The organism is Streptomyces sp. NBC_00358 (assembly GCF_036099295.1).
Classification (GTDB): domain Bacteria; phylum Actinomycetota; class Actinomycetes; order Streptomycetales; family Streptomycetaceae; genus Streptomyces.
In genome coordinates, this window is the sequence record NZ_CP107976.1 from 7376534 (window position 1) to 7395487 (window position 18954).

The 18954-nt window shown below is 69.0% G+C and carries 20 protein-coding genes; 18 read left to right on the plus strand and 2 right to left on the minus strand.

Going from position 1 to position 18954, the window contains the following annotated elements; genetic code table 11:
* The first annotated feature begins 38 nt into the window (after positions 1-38).
* Together OHT01_RS31495 and OHT01_RS31500 are read left to right on the plus strand one after the other, a co-directional pair.
* Positions 39-941, plus strand: a complete 903-nt coding sequence (locus OHT01_RS31495; protein ID WP_328454247.1) for a tRNA (adenine-N1)-methyltransferase — start codon at positions 39-41, stop codon at positions 939-941.
* A 736-nt stretch (positions 942-1677) separates the two neighbouring features.
* On the plus strand, positions 1678-2253 hold the full coding sequence (locus tag OHT01_RS31500; RefSeq protein WP_328556492.1) for a hypothetical protein: 576 nt from the start codon (positions 1678-1680) through the stop codon (positions 2251-2253).
* Between the two features lie 98 nt (positions 2254-2351).
* Here the strand turns inward: OHT01_RS31500 and OHT01_RS31505 are convergent, their stop codons facing one another.
* Positions 2352-2657, minus strand: a complete 306-nt coding sequence (locus tag OHT01_RS31505; RefSeq protein ID WP_328556493.1) for a ferredoxin — start codon at positions 2655-2657, stop codon at positions 2352-2354.
* A 253-nt stretch (positions 2658-2910) separates the two neighbouring features.
* On the opposite strand from OHT01_RS31505, the gene arc reads away from it, so the two are divergent.
* The 6 genes from arc to prcA all read left to right on the plus strand — a co-directional run bounded on the left by arc (position 2911) and on the right by prcA (position 9054).
* On the plus strand, positions 2911-4677 hold the full coding sequence (arc, locus tag OHT01_RS31510; protein WP_328556494.1) for a proteasome ATPase: 1767 nt from the start codon (positions 2911-2913) through the stop codon (positions 4675-4677).
* Positions 4678-4911: 234 nt separating this feature from the next.
* The gene (gene dop / locus OHT01_RS31515; protein WP_405917554.1) at positions 4912-6423 is read left to right on the plus strand and encodes a depupylase/deamidase Dop; all 1512 of its coding nucleotides are present in this window, start codon (positions 4912-4914) and stop codon (positions 6421-6423) included.
* 155 nt (positions 6424-6578) lie between these two features.
* Positions 6579-6797: a ubiquitin-like protein Pup gene (locus OHT01_RS31520; protein ID WP_127181041.1), complete on the plus strand. Its 219-nt coding sequence runs from the start codon at positions 6579-6581 to the stop codon at positions 6795-6797.
* Between the two features lie 166 nt (positions 6798-6963).
* Positions 6964-7452 (plus strand): endonuclease VII domain-containing protein, encoded by a 489-nt coding sequence (locus tag OHT01_RS31525; protein ID WP_405917555.1) that lies wholly within the window; start codon positions 6964-6966, stop codon positions 7450-7452.
* Positions 7404-8249, plus strand: coding sequence for a proteasome subunit beta (gene prcB / locus OHT01_RS31530; protein ID WP_328556496.1), 846 nt, complete (start codon positions 7404-7406; stop codon positions 8247-8249). Before OHT01_RS31525 ends, prcB begins: the two co-directional genes overlap by 49 nt.
* Positions 8250-8307: 58 nt before the next feature.
* Positions 8308-9054, plus strand: a complete 747-nt coding sequence (prcA, locus tag OHT01_RS31535) for a proteasome subunit alpha (RefSeq protein WP_328556497.1) — start codon at positions 8308-8310, stop codon at positions 9052-9054.
* A gap of 139 nt (positions 9055-9193) precedes the next feature.
* Here the strand turns inward: prcA and OHT01_RS31540 are convergent, their stop codons facing one another.
* Positions 9194-10207, minus strand: a complete 1014-nt coding sequence (locus tag OHT01_RS31540) for a LacI family DNA-binding transcriptional regulator (RefSeq protein WP_328556498.1) — start codon at positions 10205-10207, stop codon at positions 9194-9196.
* 107 nt (positions 10208-10314) lie between these two features.
* Here OHT01_RS31540 and OHT01_RS31545 point away from each other — a divergent pair, with 107 nt between their 5' ends.
* From OHT01_RS31545 to tatC, 10 genes are all read left to right on the plus strand, one after another.
* Positions 10315-11559: an MFS transporter gene (locus tag OHT01_RS31545; protein ID WP_328556499.1), complete on the plus strand. Its 1245-nt coding sequence runs from the start codon at positions 10315-10317 to the stop codon at positions 11557-11559.
* Positions 11560-11583: 24 nt separating this feature from the next.
* A complete protein-coding gene (gene pafA / locus OHT01_RS31550; RefSeq protein WP_171143128.1) occupies positions 11584-12945 on the plus strand; it encodes a Pup--protein ligase in 1362 nt (453 codons plus the stop codon).
* Positions 12946-13073: 128 nt separating this feature from the next.
* Positions 13074-14081 carry an FKBP-type peptidyl-prolyl cis-trans isomerase gene (locus tag OHT01_RS31555; protein ID WP_328556500.1) on the plus strand — a complete coding sequence of 336 codons (1008 nt, stop codon included), beginning with the start codon at positions 13074-13076 and terminating at the stop codon, positions 14079-14081.
* Between the two features lie 60 nt (positions 14082-14141).
* Positions 14142-14513 carry an FKBP-type peptidyl-prolyl cis-trans isomerase gene (locus tag OHT01_RS31560; RefSeq protein ID WP_328556501.1) on the plus strand — a complete coding sequence of 124 codons (372 nt, stop codon included), beginning with the start codon at positions 14142-14144 and terminating at the stop codon, positions 14511-14513.
* 226 nt (positions 14514-14739) lie between these two features.
* Complete coding sequence (locus OHT01_RS31565; RefSeq protein WP_328556502.1) at positions 14740-15693, plus strand: helix-turn-helix transcriptional regulator; 954 nt, start codon at positions 14740-14742, stop codon at positions 15691-15693.
* A 16-nt stretch (positions 15694-15709) separates the two neighbouring features.
* Positions 15710-16735, plus strand: a complete 1026-nt coding sequence (locus OHT01_RS31570; protein WP_328556503.1) for a helix-turn-helix transcriptional regulator — start codon at positions 15710-15712, stop codon at positions 16733-16735.
* Positions 16736-16953: 218 nt separating this feature from the next.
* Complete coding sequence (locus tag OHT01_RS31575) at positions 16954-17214, plus strand: hypothetical protein (protein WP_328556504.1); 261 nt, start codon at positions 16954-16956, stop codon at positions 17212-17214.
* Between the two features lie 10 nt (positions 17215-17224).
* The gene (locus OHT01_RS31580) at positions 17225-17419 is read left to right on the plus strand and encodes a hypothetical protein (RefSeq protein ID WP_328556505.1); all 195 of its coding nucleotides are present in this window, start codon (positions 17225-17227) and stop codon (positions 17417-17419) included.
* A gap of 237 nt (positions 17420-17656) precedes the next feature.
* Positions 17657-17941 carry a Sec-independent protein translocase subunit TatA gene (gene tatA, locus OHT01_RS31585; protein ID WP_328556506.1) on the plus strand — a complete coding sequence of 95 codons (285 nt, stop codon included), beginning with the start codon at positions 17657-17659 and terminating at the stop codon, positions 17939-17941.
* Positions 17942-17989: 48 nt separating this feature from the next.
* On the plus strand, positions 17990-18937 hold the full coding sequence (tatC, locus tag OHT01_RS31590) for a twin-arginine translocase subunit TatC (protein ID WP_328556507.1): 948 nt from the start codon (positions 17990-17992) through the stop codon (positions 18935-18937).
* Positions 18938-18954 lie beyond the last annotated feature (17 nt).

The window sequence follows — 18954 nt, forward strand, 5'->3', positions numbered from 1 at the left end:
TGGTCGGCGGCCCCGCCGGGGACCGGTAGGCTGTTCACATGTCCGAACCGACCGGTGCCGCCCGCAGGCGCGGGCCCTTCAAGGTCGGGGACCAGGTTCAGCTGACCGACCCCAAGGGCCGCCACTACACGTTCACGCTCGAGGCCGGGAAGAACTTTCATACCCACAAGGGTTCCTTCCCCCACGACGAGCTGATCGGTGCTCCCGAGGGCAGCGTTGTCCGCACCACGGGGAACGTCGCCTATCTCGCGCTGCGCCCCCTGCTCCCCGACTACGTCCTGTCCATGCCCCGCGGCGCCGCCGTGGTCTACCCCAAGGACGCGGGGCAGATCCTGGCCTTCGCCGACATCTTCCCCGGCGCCCGCGTCGTGGAAGCGGGAGTCGGCTCCGGCTCGCTCAGCAGCTTCCTGCTGCGCGCCATCGGCGACCAGGGCATGCTGCACTCCTACGAGCGCCGCGAGGACTTCGCCGAGATCGCCCAGCAGAACGTGGAGCGCTACTTCGGCGGACCGCACCCCGCGTGGCAGCTCACCGTAGGCGACCTCCAGGACAACCTGAACGACGCCGACGTCGACCGCGTCATCCTCGACATGCTCGCTCCCTGGGAGTGCCTGGAGGCCGTCTCCAAGGCGCTGGTCCCCGGCGGCATCCTCTGCTGCTACGTGGCGACCACCACCCAGCTCGCGCGGACCGTCGAGTCGATCCGCGAGATCGGCTGCTTCAACGAGCCGACCGCCTGGGAATCGATGATCCGCAACTGGCACATCGAGGGCCTGGCCGTCCGCCCGGACCACCGGATGATCGGCCACACCGGCTTCCTGCTCACCGCCCGCCGCCTCGCGGACGGCGTCGAGCCGCCCATGCGCCGCCGGCGCCCCTCCAAGGGCTCGTACGGCGAGGACTACTCCGGACCCAACGCGGACGGCGGCGCCGCCCGCTGACGTACCCAACACACCACGCCTGTGGCCGAGTTCCCGGAAGCTCCCGGGAACTCGGCCACAGCGCTTTCCCGCTGACCCGCCATCAGAACCGGCGGACGGGCCCGCCGACCCCGCCGACCCCGTCGGCAGGCCGCTCGCACGGCTGCTGACGGGTCCTCACGAAGTCGGAGGAGGAGTCCGGGGCGGGCGTCCGACAGACGGCCCGGAGTGCGGACGACGGGGACGTCGTGAACCCGGCCCGGGGACCCGGGACCCCCGCGGGTCGATGGCGCGGAGGACGGTTCCACGGCCCAGCGGCCCGGCGCGGCCGCCGCCGGGCCGCTGGGGATGCCGTCGGCCGGGGCTGCCGCGGGCGGACCGACGCGCCCGCCGCTCCGGCCCCCGGGCTCCACGCAAAGGCCCGCGCCGGGGTGCCGCCCGGAGCCCGGCCGGGCAAGGCCGCTGAGCCCGCCGGCAGGGCGTACGGGAGGTGGGGGAGGGGTCGGGCGGCAGTCCCTCGGGGTGCCCTCCCGATGGCCCTCCCCACGGCCCTCCCCACGGTCCTCGCGGCGGGCCTCCCCGCGACCTTCCCCGCGGTCCTCGTGGCGGCCCGGGCTGGCCCGTCCCGAGACCCCGCCGGAGACTTCGACGGAACCCTTCACAAGTCCGGACCCCGCCGTTCCACCAGGCTGTGACGTGTGGCACCATGCGGGTCACCCCACCCCCACCGGCACAGCCCTCGCGGGAGACACTCCTAGTGCAGCAATCCGTTGTCCCGGAACTGGCACACACGCAGACCAGCCCCATCCAGTGGGTGGCGACAGCCACCGCCATCGCCGGAGTCGTGGCGCTGTCCTCCGTCCTGCATCCCGACCCGGCGAGGGCGGCCCAGCCCGGCGCCGGCCCGAAAACGGCGACGGCCCCCGCGGTCGCCCCCGACCCGACCGGCGTGGACTTCCCGATCAACTGCGGACCCGTCAAGGTGCTCGTCCAGAAGAAGGCCTCCGGGGACCTGGACGGCGACGGCCGCCCGGAGACCGTGGCCGTCGTCCGCTGCGACGCCGGCTCGGGCACCCCGCCCAACGGCGTCTACGTCCTCACCCAGGCCGAGGGACAGAAGCAGCCCAGAGTCGTGGCGACCCTGGTCGACCCCAAGGACCGGCTGAGCGTCACGGACTTCGCCGTCCGCGACGGAGCCGTCACCGCCACGCTGCTCGGCTACTCCTCGATCGACATACCGAGTTGCTGCCCGGACCTCAAGGACAGCGCCAAGTGGCAGTGGAAGAACGGCGCGTTCATCCGCTCGACGCCGTCCGAAGCACGGAGTGCGTGAGCGCGCCCCCGGCGCACGGTCCGAACAAAAGAAAACACCCTCCGCACAGCGGAGGGTGTGAGGAACCCGACATCCGGTGACGCGGGGTGCCCGAAAGGTCACTCCGCGTCGGGACCGAAGACCTCGACCTTGTCCGAAACCCGACGGACGTGGATGCAGTCCCCCGGACACTCCTTCGCCGAGTCCGTCACATCACGCAGAAGCGGCAGCGGTACGGGCGTTGTGGCACCCACCGCCTGAAGGAGCTCGTCCTCGGGGCTCTTCACATAGGCCAGGCCGTCAATGTCCAGCTCAAAGACCTCGGGCGCGTACTGGACACAGATCCCGTCGCCGGTACAGAGATCCTGGTCGATCCAGACCTCAAGCGCCTCGCCGTCGACTCCGGCCTCCTGCTGCACGGTCATTTCTCCTGCCGTTTTCTGCGTCGAGCGGACCGAAGACTGGGGAATCGGGCCAGCTCTGACGGGTGTTGAACACTTCGACCCTACCTCCGCCCGCTTCCCAATCATGTTCGGTGGGTATTCCCCTGGCGTGAGGGAGAGCGCAAGGGTGAAGATCGGACACACCCCGACAGTCTTTGTGATCTAGGGGTTTCAATCGACACCCACCCAGGTAGGGTCTGGAAGCGTCCAGCTCCCCTTGGAGGAGGTGAGGACCGTGGCAGCCCACGACGACGACATGAACCGCGGCATCCGCCCGGGACGAGGGTCCGATGACCCCGCCGGGCAGATTGCCTACCTTGAGCAGGAGATCGCCGTCCTGCGACGCAAGCTCGCCGACTCTCCGCGGCACACGAGGATTCTCGAAGAGCGGATCGTCGAGTTGCAGACGAACCTGGCAGGCGTGTCCGCACAGAACGAGCGGCTCGCCAACACGCTCCGTGAGGCCCGCGACCAGATCGTGGCCCTCAAGGAAGAAGTCGACCGGCTCGCACAGCCGCCGGCCGGCTTCGGTGTCTTCCTCACGGCGAACGAGGACGGCACGGCCGACATCTTCACCGGGGGCCGCAAGCTCCGGGTGAACGTCAGCCCCAGCGTGGAGCTCGACGAGCTCAGGCGCGGCCAGGAAGTGATGCTCAACGAAGCTCTCAACGTGGTCGAGGCCATGGAGTACGAGAGCTTGGGCGAGATCGTCACCCTCAAGGAGATCCTGGAGGACGGCGAGCGCGCCCTCGTGCAGGGTCACACCGACGAGGAACGGGTGGTACGGCTCGCGGAGCCGCTCCTGGACGTCAATATCCGTCCCGGGGACGCCCTGCTCCTCGAACCCCGTTCCGGCTATGTCTACGAGATCGTTCCGAAGAGCGAGGTCGAGGAACTCGTCCTCGAAGAGGTCCCGGACATCGGCTACGAGCAGATCGGCGGTCTGGGCGGCCAGATCGAGATGATCCGCGACGCGGTCGAGCTCCCCTACCTCTACCCCGACCTCTTCAAGGAGCACGAACTGCGGCCGCCCAAGGGCGTCCTGCTGTACGGGCCCCCCGGATGCGGAAAGACGCTCATCGCCAAGGCCGTGGCCAACTCGCTGGCCAAGAAGGTCGCCGAAGTGACCGGACAGGCCACCGGCAAGAGCTTCTTCCTCAACATCAAGGGCCCCGAGCTCCTGAACAAGTACGTCGGTGAGACCGAGCGGCAGATCCGGCTCATCTTCCAGCGCGCACGGGAGAAGGCCAGCGAGGGCACCCCCGTCATCGTCTTCTTCGACGAGATGGAGTCCCTCTTCCGCACCCGTGGATCGGGCGTCAGCTCGGACGTGGAGAACACCATCGTCCCGCAGCTGCTCGCCGAGATCGACGGCGTGGAGGGCCTGCAGAACGTCGTGGTCATCGGCGCCTCGAACCGCGAGGACATGATCGACCCCGCCATCCTGCGGCCCGGCCGGCTCGACGTGAAGATCAAGATCGAACGCCCGGACGCCGAAGCGGCCAAGGACATCTTCCAGAAGTACCTCACCGAGCGTCTCCCGCTGCACTCCGAGGACGTCGGAGAGCACGGAGGCGACCGGGCGGCCACCGTCCACGGCATGATCCAGACAGCCGTGGAGCAGATGTACGCCGAATCCGAGGAGAACCGCTTCCTGGAGGTCACCTACGCCAACGGTGACAAGGAAGTCCTCTACTTCAAGGACTTCAATTCCGGCGCAATGATCGAGAACATCGTCGGCCGCGCCAAGAAGATGGCCATCAAGGACTTCTTGGAGCACAGCCAGAAGGGCCTCCGGGTCTCCCACCTCCTCCAGGCATGCGTGGACGAGTTCAAGGAGAACGAGGACCTGCCGAACACCACCAACCCGGACGACTGGGCCAGGATCTCCGGAAAGAAGGGTGAACGGATCGTCTATATCCGTACGCTCATCACCGGAAAGCAGGGCGCGGACACCGGACGCTCCATCGACACGGTGGCCAACACCGGTCAGTACCTGTAAAAGACAGGGCGGCTGCGGGTGCCCAAGACGGGTATCCGCAGCCGACTGCTTTTCAGGTCAAGGCCGGAGTGGAGCAATGACGCAAATGATCTCCCCACCAGCGCAAAGGCGTTCTAGGCTCTTTCGTACCGCCGAGTCGCGCAGTGCGGGGACGGGCACCGCACACGCACCGGAGCGCCAGCGGTACTTGAGCAGCGCCCCCGACCGAGGGCGCCGCCGGGCAAGGAGGGCCGCATGACCGTACGGCGAGTAATGGGCATCGAGACGGAGTACGGGATCTCCGTCCCCGGTCACCCCAACGCCAATGCCATGCTCACCTCGTCCCAGATCGTCAACGCCTACGCGGCGGCGATGCACCGGGCGCGCCGCGCCCGCTGGGACTTCGAGGAGGAGAACCCGCTGCGGGACGCACGAGGCTTCGACCTCGCCCGGGAGACCGCCGACTCCAGCCAGCTCACCGACGAGGACATCGGCCTGGCCAATGTCATCCTCACCAACGGTGCGCGGCTGTACGTCGACCACGCACACCCGGAGTACAGCTCCCCCGAAGTCACCAACCCGCGGGACGCCGTCCTGTGGGACAAGGCCGGCGAACGCATCATGGCGGAGGCCGCCGAACGGGCGGCCCAGCTCCCCGGCGCCCAGCCGATCCACCTCTACAAGAACAACACCGACAACAAGGGCGCCTCGTACGGCACGCACGAGAACTACCTGATGAAGCGGGAGACCCCGTTCTCGGACATCGTGCGGCACCTGACGCCGTTCTTCGTCTCACGCCAGGTCGTCACCGGAGCGGGCCGCGTCGGTATCGGCCAGGACGGACACGAGCACGGCTTCCAGCTCAGCCAGCGCGCCGACTACTTCGAGGTCGAGGTCGGCCTGGAGACCACCCTCAAGCGCCCCATCATCAACACGCGCGACGAGCCGCACGCGGACGCCGAGAAGTACCGCCGGCTGCACGTGATCATCGGGGACGCGAACCTCTCCGAGATCTCGACCTATCTCAAGCTCGGCACGACGGCGCTGGTCCTCTCCATGATCGAGGACGGCTTCATCGCCGTCGACCTGGCCGTCGACCAGCCCGTACGCACCCTCCACCAGGTCTCCCACGACCCGACCCTCAAGCGACTGGTCACACTCCGCAGTGGGCGCACGCTCACCGCGGTCCAGCTCCAGATGGAGTACTTCGAGCTGTCCCGCAAGTACGTCGAGGAGCGCTTCGGGGCGGACGCCGACGAGCAGACCAAGGACGTCCTGCTGCGCTGGGAGGACACCCTGAACCGCCTGGAGAACGACCCGATGACCCTCTCCGGAGAGCTCGACTGGGTCGCCAAGCGTGAGCTCATGGAGGGCTACCGGCGCCGGGACGACCTCGACTGGGACGCCGCCCGGCTGCACCTGGTCGACCTCCAGTACGCCGACGTACGCGCCGAGAAGGGCCTCTACAACCGTCTGGCGGCCCGGGGCAAGATGAAGCGCCTGCTGGACGAGAACGAGGTCGAGCGGGCCCGTACGACCCCGCCGGAGGACACCCGCGCCTACTTCCGCGGACGCTGCCTGGAGCAGTACGCGGACGACGTGGCGGCGGCCTCCTGGGACTCGGTGATCTTCGATCTGCCGGGCCGGGACTCCCTCCAGCGCGTCCCAACCCTTGAGCCCCTTCGCGGAACGCGTAATCACGTCAAGGAGCTCCTGGACCGCTGTCGTACGGCCGAGGACCTGGTCAGGGTCCTCTCGGGCAACTGAGCTTCCGCCCTGGCGGCACCGGCCGGGCAGGGTGGAATACCGGCGTTACGGGAATCATCGAGGTGGTCCCCGTACGTTGTGGCAACTGCGGGGCCGATGTCGGACCCTGCTTGTAGGGTCTGATCAAGAACGTCGAACCGAGCGGGGTGAGGGTTATGGCGACCAAGGACACCGGCGGCGGACAGCAGAAGGCGACGCGTTCCACCGAGGAGGTCGAGGAGCAGGCGCAGGACGCACAGGCGACCGACGACCTCAAGGAACGCCAGGAAAAGCTGAGCGACGACGTCGACTCGGTTCTTGACGAAATTGACGATGTACTCGAGGAGAATGCCGAGGATTTCGTGCGCTCCTTCGTGCAAAAAGGTGGCGAGTAGAGGAAATTCGCACCCCTAGCCTTCGAACTGAAGGTGACGGGGGATTGGGGTGACAGGCGATCTGAACGTGAAACATTGCACGGGATGTCGGCGCGACTTGCCTCTTGAGGCGTTCGCGAGCGACAGGAACCGGCGTGATGGCCTGCAGCCGCGATGCCGGGAGTGCGTGGCAAAGTACAGCGCCGCGCACTACCGGCACCGCCGGGAGGCCATGGGTAAGCCGGTACGGGAGAAGGTGGACGTTCCGGCCGGGCACAAGCTCTGTCGCACGTGCGGTGAGGTGAAGCCGCACGACGAATGGCATCGAAACGCCACTGCATCGGACGGGCTGTCCACGCGCTGCAAGGCGTGCCGGGCGGTTCAGGGGCGGCAGGACCATCTGAAGCGTCAGTACGGCATCACCGAAGCCGAGCGTGACGAGCTGATCGCTTCTCAAGGGGGCGTCTGCTGCATATGTTTGTCAGCCCCGGCGGCGCATGTGGATCACTGCCACGAGACGGGTAGTGTCCGAGGCGTACTGTGCTTCAGCTGCAATGCCGCGCTGGGGCAGTTCAAGGATCGGCCCGATGCCATAAGGCGGGCTGCCGCATACGTGGAAGGAAACGCGTGGAAGCCAACACTCGTAGCACCGGGCGTCTACCGGCTGCCTTCCTGACGCCCGGTTCCTCGTCCTTCATGGATTTTCTCTCCGACCACCAGCCGGAGATGCTCCCCGGCAAGCGGCAACTGCCGCCCGTCCAGGGCGTGATCGAGGCCCCGCACGGCACGACCATCGTCGCCGTCACCTTCGCCGGCGGAGTCGTCCTCGCCGGTGACCGGCGGGCCACGATGGGGAACGTCATCGCCCAGCGCGACATCGAGAAGGTGTTCCCGGCCGACGAGTACTCGGCGGTGGGCATCGCCGGTACGGCCGGCCTCGCCGTCGAGATGGTGAAGCTGTTCCAGCTGGAGCTGGAGCACTTCGAGAAGGTGGAGGGCGCCACGCTCTCCCTGGAGGGCAAGGCGAACCGCCTGTCCACGATGATCCGTTCCAACCTCGGCATGGCCATGCAGGGCCTCGCTGTGGTCCCCCTCTTCGCGGGCTTCGACGTGGACCGCGACCGGGGTCGCATCTTCTCCTACGACGTCACCGGCGGCCGCTCCGAGGAGCACGGCTACGCGGCCACGGGCTCCGGCTCGATCTTCGCGCGCGGCGCCATGAAGAAGCTCTACGCCAAGGATCTGACGGAGAGCCAGGCCACGACGCTGGTCGTCCAGGCCCTGTACGACGCGGCCGACGACGACTCGGCGACCGGTGGTCCCGATGTCGCGCGCCGGATCTACCCGATCGTCACCGTGATCACCGAGAGCGGCTTCCGCCGGCTCACCGACGAGGAGTCCTCCGAGATCGCCCGCGCGATCCTGGAGCGGCGACTCGAGCAGCCCGACGGCCCGCGTGCCGCCCTGCTCTGAGACCGGTCCTCTTTTCCCAGGTGATCCAGTGACTTCGACAGAAAGGGACGGATAGCCGGTGTCGACTCCGTTCTATGTCTCACCCCAGCAGGCGATGGCCGACCGGGCGGAGTATGCCCGCAAGGGCATCGCCCGTGGTCGCAGCCTGGTCGTGCTGCAGTACGCCGACGGCATCGTGTTCGTCGGCGAGAACCCGTCCCGCGCGCTGCACAAGTTCAGCGAGATCTACGACCGGATCGGCTTCGCGGCCGCCGGCAAGTACAACGAGTACGAGAACCTGCGGATCGGTGGTGTGCGTTACGCCGACCTGCGCGGCTACACGTACGACCGGGACGACGTGACGGCCCGTGGGCTCGCCAACGTGTACGCCCAGACGCTGGGCACGATCTTCTCGTCCGCGGCGGAGAAGCCGTACGAGGTGGAGCTGGTGGTCGCCGAGGTCGGCGACACGCCCGATGGCGACCAGATCTACCGACTGCCGCACGACGGTTCGATCGTGGACGAGCACGGTTCGGTCGCCGTGGGCGGCAATGCCGAGCAGATCAGCACCTATCTGGACACCCAGCACCGGGACGGGATGTCGCTGGCGGCGGCGCTGAAGCTGGCGGTCCAGTCGCTGTCCCGGGAGCCCAACGGTGGTGAGCGGGAGATTCCGGCGGAGCGGCTGGAGGTCGCGGTACTGGACCGGACGCGTCCGCAGAAGCGGAAGTTCAAGCGGATCGTGGGCCGTCAGCTGTCCCGGCTGCTGGAGGCCGGGGGCGCGGAGACCGCGACCGAGGCCGAGGACGCCGACGACGAGAAGTGAGGTCCTGGTTCGACCTCGCACCCGCTGGCCGGGTGCTCATACGGAAGGGGCCGCCCCGGCGCACGCCGGCGCGGCCCCTTCCGTATGCGGGTCCGTATGCGGGTCCGGGTCCGGTGGGCCGGGGCGGGAAGGAGGGCGTCTAGGTGGCTGGAGGGGCCGTGGAGCCCCGTACGACCAGTTCGACGGGGATGTCCTCCTGCGGGGGTGTGCGGCCGTCCAGGACGGCGAGGAGGGCCTGCATGCCCTGTTCGCCGAATCGCTCGGCGTCCAGGCGGACCGTCGTGAGTTCCGGGTCGAGGGCGCGGGCCAGCGCGAGGTCGTCCAGGCCGGTGATGGAGATGTCCTCGGGGATGCGCAGGCCGAGGCGGCGGGCCGCCTTGTAGGCGCCCGCGGCCAGTTTGTCGTCGTCGCAGATCACGGCCGTGGGGCGCGGTCCCGGGGCGGAGAGGGCCGTCTGGGCCGCCGCCAGGGCGTCCTCGAAGGAGATGGGGGCCCGCGCGACCCGGAGGCTGGTTCCGGGGACCTCGACGAGGCAGGAGGCGATTTCCTGGGCGCGTACCTCGAAGGTCCAGGACGGGATGTCGGCGGCGAGGTGCAGGAAGCGGCGGTGGCCCAGTCCCAGGAGGTGGTCGGTGACCTGGCGTACGCCGTCCGCGATGTCGAGGTTGACGGTGGCCGCGCCCTGGCTGCCCGCGGGGTCGCTGTCGAGCATGACGAGGGGGAGTTGGTCGCCGCGGATCGCGGTGAGGGCGTCGGCGGCCATGGAGGAGGCGATCACGCCGTCGAGGGCGGCCTGGGCGGAGCCGAAGGGGTCGCGGGCGGGGCCGATGCCTTCGGGGGAGGGGTAGAGGACCACGCCGAAGCCGTGCTGGGCGGCGACGCGGGCCGCGCCGGTGTAGACGCCGGCGAAGAACTCGGTGGTGAGCGCGGGGACCACCAGGAGGACGGTGCGGGTGCGGCCGAGGCGGAGGTTGCGGGCGGCGAGGTTCGGGCGGTAGCCGAGTTCCTGGGCCGCGTCCCGGACGCGTTCGGCGGTGGCCGAGGAGACCCGGCCGCGCCATTTGTCGCCGAGTACGAGGGACACGGCTGCCTGGGAGACCCCGGCGGCCTCGGCCACGTCCCGGCTCGTGGGGCGCGTACTACCTCTTGCCACCGTCGGCCTGCTCCTTCGTCTGGACTCCCGGACAGCGCACATGGTACGTATGGAGCGGTAAGTTATACGTAACACGTGCACGTCGCGCACTATCTGGAAGGCAGGCCATGGCCGCGGGATACCTGGAGATCCTCAGGGCGAGGCACGCCGCCCGGCTGCTCGTCGGCACGCTCGTGGGGCGGCTGCCGAACGCGACGGCGGCCATCGCCGTCGTGCTCTTCGTCCGGGCCGAGGGCGGCACGTACAGCCTCGCGGGAGCGCTCGCCGCCGTGTACGGGGTGGCCAACGCGGTGGGGCAGCCGCTGCTCGGCCGGCTCGTCGACCTGTACGGGCAGCCACGGGTGCAGCTTCCCGCGGCGGTCGTCTCGGCCCTGGGGATGTGCGCCTTCGCCTTCGTCGGGACGGGCCGGCCGGGTCTCGCCTGTGCCGCGATGGCCGTGGCCGGGCTCTTCACGCCGCCTCTGGAGGGAGGCCTGAGGGCGCTGTGGCCGTCGGTCCTGCGCAAGGAGGAGCAGGTGCACACCGCGTACGCGATGGACGCGGTGGCGCAGGAAGTCATGTTCACCGTCGGACCGTTGCTGGTGACGCTGTGCGTCTCGCTCTGGTCGGCGCGGGCCGCGCTGCTGATCCTGAGCGTCATCGGCGTCCTGGGCGCCCTCTCCGTGGTCCTGTCGCCGCCCTCGCGCGCGTGGCGTTCGGCGCCGCGCGAGGCGCACTGGCTCGGCGCCCTGCGCTCTCCGGGGCTGCTGGCGCTGCTCGGGGCCTTCCTGTTCGTCGGGATCGCGCTCGGCTCGATCACGGTCGCCGGGGTGTCCTACGCCGACGCGCACGGCGGGGACGCGGTGTACGGCTGGCTGATGGCGGGCATCGGCCTCGGCGCGCTGCTCGGCGGCACGGTGTACGGCGCGCGTCGCTGGGGCGGCGCGCCGGAGCGGCGACTGCGGGTGCTCGTGGCCCTTCTGGCGGTGTGTTACGTCCCGCTGATGCTGGTGCCCGGTCCGGTCGCGATGACCGCTCTGGCCACGCTCGCCGGGGTGTTCCTCGCGCCCTGCATCGCGTGTGCGTTCGTCCTGGTGGACCGGCACGCTCCGGCCGGCACCGTCACCGAGGCGTTCTCCTGGCTCGTGACGACGTTCACCGTCGGCGCGTCGGTGGGAACGGGCCTCGCGGGGCCGGTCGTCGAGTGGGGCGGGGCTGCCCGGGGCTTCGCCGTTCCGGGTGTCGCGGGCGTGGCCGCGCTGGTGGTTCTGCTGGCCACGGGCCGGGTCCTCGCAGCTACCGGGAGGGGCGAGGTCGTTGCGGTCTCATCGGAAAATGATCCAAACCGAGCCGTCGAACCCCGTTTCAGCTAGGGGGATCGGGCGTAATGTTCAGTCATGGACCGCCGCATTTTCGGGCTGGAGAACGAGTACGGCGTCACGTGTACGTTCAGGGGACAGCGACGCCTGTCTCCCGACGAGGTGGCGCGGTACCTCTTCCGCCGTGTCGTGTCATGGGGCCGCAGCAGCAATGTCTTTCTGCGGAACGGTGCCCGCCTTTATCTCGACGTGGGATCACATCCGGAATACGCGACACCCGAATGTGACAACGTGACGGAGCTCGTCACCCACGACAAGGCCGGCGAGCGCATTCTCGAAGGACTCCTGGTGGACGCCGAACGACGCCTGCACGAGGAAGGAATCGCGGGCGACGTCTATCTGTTCAAGAACAACACCGACTCGGCAGGCAACTCCTACGGATGCCACGAGAACTACCTGGTGGCGCGGCACGGGGAGTTTTCCCGGCTCGCGGACATCCTCATTCCGTTCCTCGTCACGAGGCAGCTGCTGTGCGGTGCCGGCAAGGTGCTGCAGACCCCGCGCGGTGCCGTCTACTGCGTGAGCCAGCGAGCCGAGCACATCTGGGAGGGTGTCAGCTCCGCGACGACCCGCTCCCGGCCCATCATCAACACGCGTGACGAGCCGCACGCGGACGCGGAGCGCTATCGGCGGCTGCACGTCATCGTCGGCGACTCGAACATGTCCGAGACGACCATGCTCCTCAAGGTCGGTGCCACCGATCTCGTGCTGCGCATGATCGAGGCGGGCACCGTCATGCGTGACCTCACCCTGGAGAACCCGATCCGGGCGATCCGCGAGGTCAGCCACGACATCACGGGCCGCCGCAAGGTGCGTCTGGCCAGCGGCCGCGAGGCCTCCGCGCTGGAGGTGCAGCGCGAGTACTACGAGAAGGCCGTGGACTTCGTCGAGCGGCGCGGCATCCGTACCGGAACCGTCGAGCAGGTCCTCGAACTGTGGGGCCGTGTGCTCGACTCGATCGAGGCCGAGGACCTCGACCGGATCGGCACCGAGATCGACTGGGTCATGAAGTACCAGCTCATCGAGCGGTACCGGGCCAAGCACAACATGACCATGTCGCACCCCCGGGTCGCGCAGATAGACCTCGCCTACCACGACATCCACCGTCGTCGTGGCCTCTACTACCTGTTGGAGAGGAAGGGGCAAGCCGCACGGATCTGCAACGACTTGAAGATCTTCGAGGGCAAGTCCGTGCCGCCGCAGACGACTCGGGCCCGGCTGCGCGGGGACTTCATCCGGCGGGCTCAGGAGCAGCGCCGCGACTTCACCGTCGACTGGGTGCACCTGAAGCTCAACGACCAGGCGCAGCGCACGGTGTTGTGCAAGGACCCGTTCCGTTCGGTGGACGACCGGGTGGAGAAGCTCATCGCCGGAATGTGAGCCGGGAGTTCCGCGGGTGAAGCGGAACGCAACGCGGGGCGCCGTACGTTTTCCGTACGGCGCTCTTCTCACGTCGTAGAGTTGCGCGCACGCCATCAACCAAGATCGACCGATACGAGGCCCCCACCGTGCGCCGACGCTCACTCCTTCTCTCCGTACCCGCTGGACTGGTCACACTCGCCGGATGCGGTGACGACGGCAAGTCAGACACGGCCAAGTCCAGCAGCAGCCCGTCGCCTTCGGCCTCTGCCGCGGCCTCCGCGCCGCCCCCGCCGAAGATCGTCGACGGTCCGCTTCCGGCGATCACCGCGGGTACGAAGTTCGGTGAGAAGCCGACCGTCGCCAAGGGCACCGGGGAGCCGTCGAAGGACCTCGCGGTGCGGACGGTCATCGCGGGCGGCGGTCAGACGGTCGCGGAGAACGACTACATCCAGGCCAACTACCTGGGTCAGATCTGGGCCACGGCGAAGGTCTTCGACAACTCGTACGACCGCAAGACGCCGCTGGTCATCCAGCTCGCGCAGGGCGGCATCATCGACGGCTGGCGTTACGGTCTGGTGGGCAAGAAGGCCGGCAGCCGCGTCGAGATGTCCGTCCCCCCGACCTGGGGCTACGGCACTCAGGGCAACGCGAAAGCGGGGATCAAGGGCACCGACACGCTGGTTTTCGTGGTCGACATCGAGGCCACGTTCAACTCGAAGAGCTCCGCCAAGGGCAAGAACGTGGCGCAGAGCGACGCGGCGCTGCCGAAGGTCGGGACCAACACGGACGGTGCCGCCCCCAAGATCACGGTGCCGAAGTCGAAGGCTCCCACGGCGCTCGTGGCGAACTATGTGATCGAGGGCGACGGTGACGTCGTCAAGGCCGACAGCGCCGTCCTGGTGCAGTACGAGGGTGTGCTCTGGGACACCGGCAAGGAGTTCGATTCCACGTACAGCCGGAACCAGCTCACGTCGTTCTCGCTCCAGCAGGTCGTCAAGGGCTGGGCGCAGGGCCTGACCGGCAAGAAGGTCGGCAGCCGCGTCCTCATCGTGATCCCGCCGAAGCTGGGCTACGGCGACAACCCGCCGGCCGGCAGCGGTATCAAGAAGGACTCCACGCTCGTCTTCTCCGTCGACATCCTGGCGAAGATGTAACGCCGTCGGTGATGTAAGACTGTCCGTGTTGCCCATACGTACACAAGCAGGAGCAAAGACGTGAGCATCGAGAAGCCCGAGATCGACTTCCCGGGCGGCGAGCCCCCGGCGGAACTCGAGATCAAGGACATCTGGGAGGGCGACGGCGCCGTCGCCAAGGCGGGCGACTTCGTCAAGGTCCACTACGTGGGTGTGGCCTTCTCCACCGGCGAGGAGTTCGACGCCTCCTGGAACCGCGGCGCCCCGCTGGAGTTCAAGCTCGGCGTCGGCCAGGTCATCAGTGGCTGGGACAAGGGCGTGCAGGGCATGAAGGTCGGCGGTCGTCGCCAGCTGGTCATCCCGGCGCACCTCGCGTACGGCGACCGCGGCGCCGGCGGTGCCATCGCGCCCGGCGAGACGCTGATCTTCGTCTGCGACCTGGTCGCGGTCTGAGACCGGCCCCGGACCGTACCCGGGTCCGGGTCGCTGGCGGGAGCGGACCATGAGGAGCGGATCATGGACCAAGGGTCCGGTCCGATCTTCGTACGCCGTGTGATCAGGGTCTGACAGGATCCGATCATCTGGGGCCCATGCCTGTCCGGGCATGGGCCCTCGGCTTTTGCCGCGACACTTCGGAGCGGTACGGTCATCGGTCGGAAGCACCATAGGAAGGGCGTCGATGGCCATTGCCAAGGCCGAGCGGCTGATGAACCTCGCACTGTGTCTGCTCGGGACGCGGCGGCCGCTCAGCAAGCGCGAACTCCGCGAGTCCATCGAGGCCTATCTGGAAGCGGGGTCGGACGACTCCTTCAACCGGATGTTCGAGCGGGACAAGGACGATCTGCGCGAACTCGGTCTGGTCATCGAGACGGTGGAGAACCTGGACGGCGAGGTCGGCTATCTGGCCCGCCGCGACAGCAACCGCCTGCCGCCCATCACGCTCGACGCCGAGGAGGCGGCCGCCCTCGGTCTGGCCGCCAAGGTGTGGCAGCAGGCCCGGCTCGCCGGTGCCGCCAGCGGGGCGCTGCAGAAACTGCGCGCCGCCGGTCTGCCCGAGGACGTGGACCCGTACGGTTCCCACGGTGCCCTGGAGCCGCACATCCCGGTCCACGAGAGCGCCTTCGAGCCCTTGATGCTGGCCTGCCGCGACCGCCGCCCGGTGATCTTCGACTACCGCAAGGCCACCGCCGCGCACCCCGGGACGCGGCACGTCGAGCCCTGGGCCCTGGAGTGCTGGCGCGGTCACTGGTACCTCGCGGGCTGGGACCGCGACCGCGGTGCCGAGCGCGTCTTCCGGCTCTCCCGGATCACCGGAAAGGTCCGTGCCCGCGCCGGGCGGTACACGGCCGAGGTGCCCGATGTCGTCACCGTGCGCGAGACGGTGGCCGGCTGGGCGGGGGAGATCACCGACCGCTCCGCGCTGATCCGGCTGCGCTCCGGCGCCGGCTACCCGCTGCGGGCCAAGGCCGTCTCCGTACGGGAACTGGGCGGCGGATGGGACGAGTTGGAGATTCCGTACGGGCACGGCCTGGACGCCTGGCTCGTCGAGTTCGGCCCGGACGTGGTGGTCCTGGAGCCGACCGAACTGCGGGCCGATGTGCTCGACCGGCTGCGCGCCGTGGCCAAGGGCTGAGGGGAAGAGTAAGAAAGTGGCAGGAAAACCGGCTCGGCCCACGAACGCGATCGACCAGACCCGGCGGATGCTCTCCCTGGTGACGTATCTGCGCGAGCGCCCCGGCGCGCGCGTCGGCGATGTCGCCCGTGCCTTCGGGATCACCGAGGACGAGCTGATCTCCGACCTGGACGTGCTGCCCCTGTGCGGGACCAGCTTCCGCGGCGGGGATCTGCTCGACATCGACACGGACGGCGACCGGATCTGGTGGCACAACCCCGACGATGTCGCGGAGCCGCTGCGGATCGCCGCCGACGAGGCGACCGCGCTGCTGGTGGCCGCCCGCGCGGTGTCCACGCTGCCCGGTCTGCGCGAGGGCGACCGGCAGGCGCTGCTGCGGGCCACCGCCAAGGTGGAGGCCGCCTCGGGGGAGGCGGCGAGTGCCAGTTCCCGGCTGTCGGTGACCTTCGAGTCCGAGGGCGGTGTCTTCGCCGACGTGGACCGGGCGATCTCCGAGCGACGCCGGCTGTGGATCCGCTACTACTCGCCCTCGCGGGACGAGCTGAGCGAGCGCGAGATCGACCCGATCCGCCTGGTCAGCGTCGGTCACACCTACGTGGAGGCCTGGTGCCGCCGCTCCGAGGCGCGGCGCACCTTCCGGCTCGACCGGGTGGCCGAGATCCGCATCCTGGACGAGCCGTCCGCGCCTCCCGAGATCGAGCTGCGGGACCTCTCGGAGGGGCTGGTCCAGCCCGCGGCCGAGGATCCCGAGGTGGTCGTCGAGGTCGGTCCCGGCGGTCGCTGGGTCGCCGAGTACTACCCGCACGACAGCGCGGATGAGCTGCCGGACGGCGGGCTGCGTATCACCTTGCGGACCCCCGATCCCACGTCGCTGCGGCGGCTGGCCCTGCGTCTCGGCGGTGACGGCCGGATCGTCTCGCCGCAGGACCTGGCGGACAGCGCCCGGAGTGCGGCCCGCGAGGCGCTCGCCGCCTATGACGGGCCGGACGGGCTCGAAGGGGTGGGGGACAGGCCGTACGAGGGGCGGGAGCAGGGACTTTGAGCACGTCGTCGAGGTCGGGTGCGCCGGGCAGGCCGGGCACCTCGGAGAAGCCGGGTGCGGTGCGGCGGGCGGCGACGCCCGGCCGCGCGGGGATGCCGGGGGCTCCGGGATGGACCGGGTCGCCCGAGGGGGCGCCCGCCATGGCGGGCCGCGCCGGGCCGCCCACGGGTGCGCCGGGCAGGCCGGGGCGGACGGGGTCGCCCTCGGGCGGATCGGAGATGACCGTCGGGGCCGCCTTCGCCGGGATGCGGCGGGCGGTCGAGGTGATGTTCAAGGCCGCCTGTCCCGACTGCCGGGCCGGGTTCGAGCTCACGCCGGGCGCTCTGCGCCTGGCCATCGGCGCCAGCAGCCGCACCACGTTCTACTCGTTCACCTGCCCCGCGTGCGGCTCCGCGGTCCGCAAGCCCGCGGGGGAGCGCATCGTCGAACTGCTCACCGGGGGCGGGGTCCGCACGCTGCGGGTGCACTCCACCCTCTAGGGTCGTCGTCATGTTCTGGCCGATGTTTGCGATCGCCGCGGGCTTTCTGGGAATCACGGTTCTCGGAGTGCTCGCCGTCCGTGTCTTTCTGGAAGCGGAGCGTCTGGGCCGGCAGGTGGCCGACTCCGCGCGCCGTATCGGCACGGCCGCCGATGACCTGGAACGCGCCGCCGCGGTGGCCGCACGTTCTGTGGATGCGGTATGAGTCGCTCCACGGATGCGCAATGCGTCACGCCAGCCTGTCGACTTCATGCCGGGGCCAGGTACGCTCAGGGGCGCGGCCCGGAGAATGAGGCGCGGGTCGCGAACTGGGAGTACGCACAGGGATTGCCCCGCGTTCACCCCTGAGCGTTACGATCGCTGGCATCACGATGATCGGACACCTGTCCGATCGATCGGACAGCACCCCGACCATGCAGCCTCGGTGAGAAGGTAAAGACTTATGTTCGGAAGGCTCGGAGCTCCCGAGATCATTCTCATCCTCGTCGTCATCGTCCTGCTGTTCGGCGCGAAGAAGCTTCCGGACATGGCGCGCTCCCTCGGCAAGTCCGCCCGGATCCTCAAGAGCGAGGCCAAGGCGATGAAGGAAGAGGGCAGCACCCCGGCCCCGGCCGGCCCGCCCAGCACCGACGAGCAGACCCCCGCTCAGCGCACCATCCAGGCCGCTCCCGGCGACGTGACCAGCTCGCGTCCGGTCAACGAGCCGACGGACACGACCCAGCGCTGAACGCAGGGCCGGTGACCTCCGGCCCGCCGCATGAGATGAGGATGTGGGTTGCTCAAGTCTGCCCGCAACACGGAGAAGGACCCCGAGGGGCGGATGCCCCTCGCGGACCATCTTCGCGAGCTCCGCAACCGGCTCGCGAAGGCGGTGCTGGCCATCGTCATAGTGACGATCGTCGCGGCCTTCTACTACAACAGCATCATCAACTTCTTCACCAAGCCGGTCCTGGACTCCATCGGGTGTCCGGAGACCTTCGCCGAGCTGGCGAAGGCGCCCAAGAATCATCAGTGCGCGCAGATCACCATCAACGGTCTGCTCGCCCCGTTCACCCTGGCGCTGAAGGTCTCCTTGATGGCGGGCGTCGTGCTCGCCTCGCCGATCTGGCTCTACCAGCTCTGGGCGTTCGTCGCGCCGGGTCTGCACAGGAGTGAGAAGAAGTACGCGTACGCGTTCGTCGGTACCGGCGTCCCGCTGTTCTTCGGCGGCGCCTTCTTCGCCTACAAGGTGCTCCCCACCACGGCGAAGGTGCTGATGCAGTTCACGCCGAGCGGCGTCAAGAACCTTCTGCCGCTGGACGATCTGCTCGACCTGGTCACGCGCATGGTGGTGGTCTTCGGTCTCTCCTTCGAGCTGCCGCTGCTCCTGGTGATGCTCAACCTCACGGGCATCCTCACCGGTCAGCGCATGCTCGGCTGGTGGCGCGGCATGATCATCGGCATCACGGTCTTCGCCGCCGTCGCCACTCCCAGCACCGACCCGCTGACCATGATGGCGCTCGCCGGGCCGATCTGGATCCTGTACTTCGGCGCGGTCGTCTTCTCGCTGCTCAACGACCGGCGCAAGCGCCGGCGCGACGAGTCGGGGCCCGCTGACGACGAGGCCTCCGATCTCGACCTCACCCCCGAGGACATCGGCGGCATCGAGGACGTGACGGCGCCCCGGACCCTTCCGGAGCAGGCGAGCTCGGACCGGGTGAACGGTTATGACGACGTGACCTGACGAAGCCCGGTACCTCG

What these genes read in the sequence shown, in the direction of transcription:
- tatA (WP_328556506.1), top strand. Translation starts at nt 17,657, where the DNA reads ATGTTCGGAAGGCTCGGAGCTCCCGAGATCATTCTCATCCTCGTCGTC.
- OHT01_RS31580 (WP_328556505.1), top strand. Translation starts at nt 17,225, where the DNA reads ATGTTCTGGCCGATGTTTGCGATCGCCGCGGGCTTTCTGGGAATCACG.
- OHT01_RS31545 (WP_328556499.1), top strand. Translation starts at nt 10,315, where the DNA reads ATGGCCGCGGGATACCTGGAGATCCTCAGGGCGAGGCACGCCGCCCGG.
- OHT01_RS31520 (WP_127181041.1), top strand. Translation starts at nt 6,579, where the DNA reads ATGGCGACCAAGGACACCGGCGGCGGACAGCAGAAGGCGACGCGTTCC.
- pafA (WP_171143128.1), top strand. Translation starts at nt 11,584, where the DNA reads ATGGACCGCCGCATTTTCGGGCTGGAGAACGAGTACGGCGTCACGTGT.
- OHT01_RS31565 (WP_328556502.1), top strand. Translation starts at nt 14,740, where the DNA reads ATGGCCATTGCCAAGGCCGAGCGGCTGATGAACCTCGCACTGTGTCTG.
- dop (WP_405917554.1), top strand. Translation starts at nt 4,912, where the DNA reads ATGACCGTACGGCGAGTAATGGGCATCGAGACGGAGTACGGGATCTCC.
- OHT01_RS31505 (WP_328556493.1), bottom strand. Translation starts at nt 2,657, where the DNA reads ATGACCGTGCAGCAGGAGGCCGGAGTCGACGGCGAGGCGCTTGAGGTC.
- OHT01_RS31575 (WP_328556504.1), top strand. Translation starts at nt 16,954, where the DNA reads ATGACCGTCGGGGCCGCCTTCGCCGGGATGCGGCGGGCGGTCGAGGTG.
- OHT01_RS31495 (WP_328454247.1), top strand. Translation starts at nt 39, where the DNA reads ATGTCCGAACCGACCGGTGCCGCCCGCAGGCGCGGGCCCTTCAAGGTC.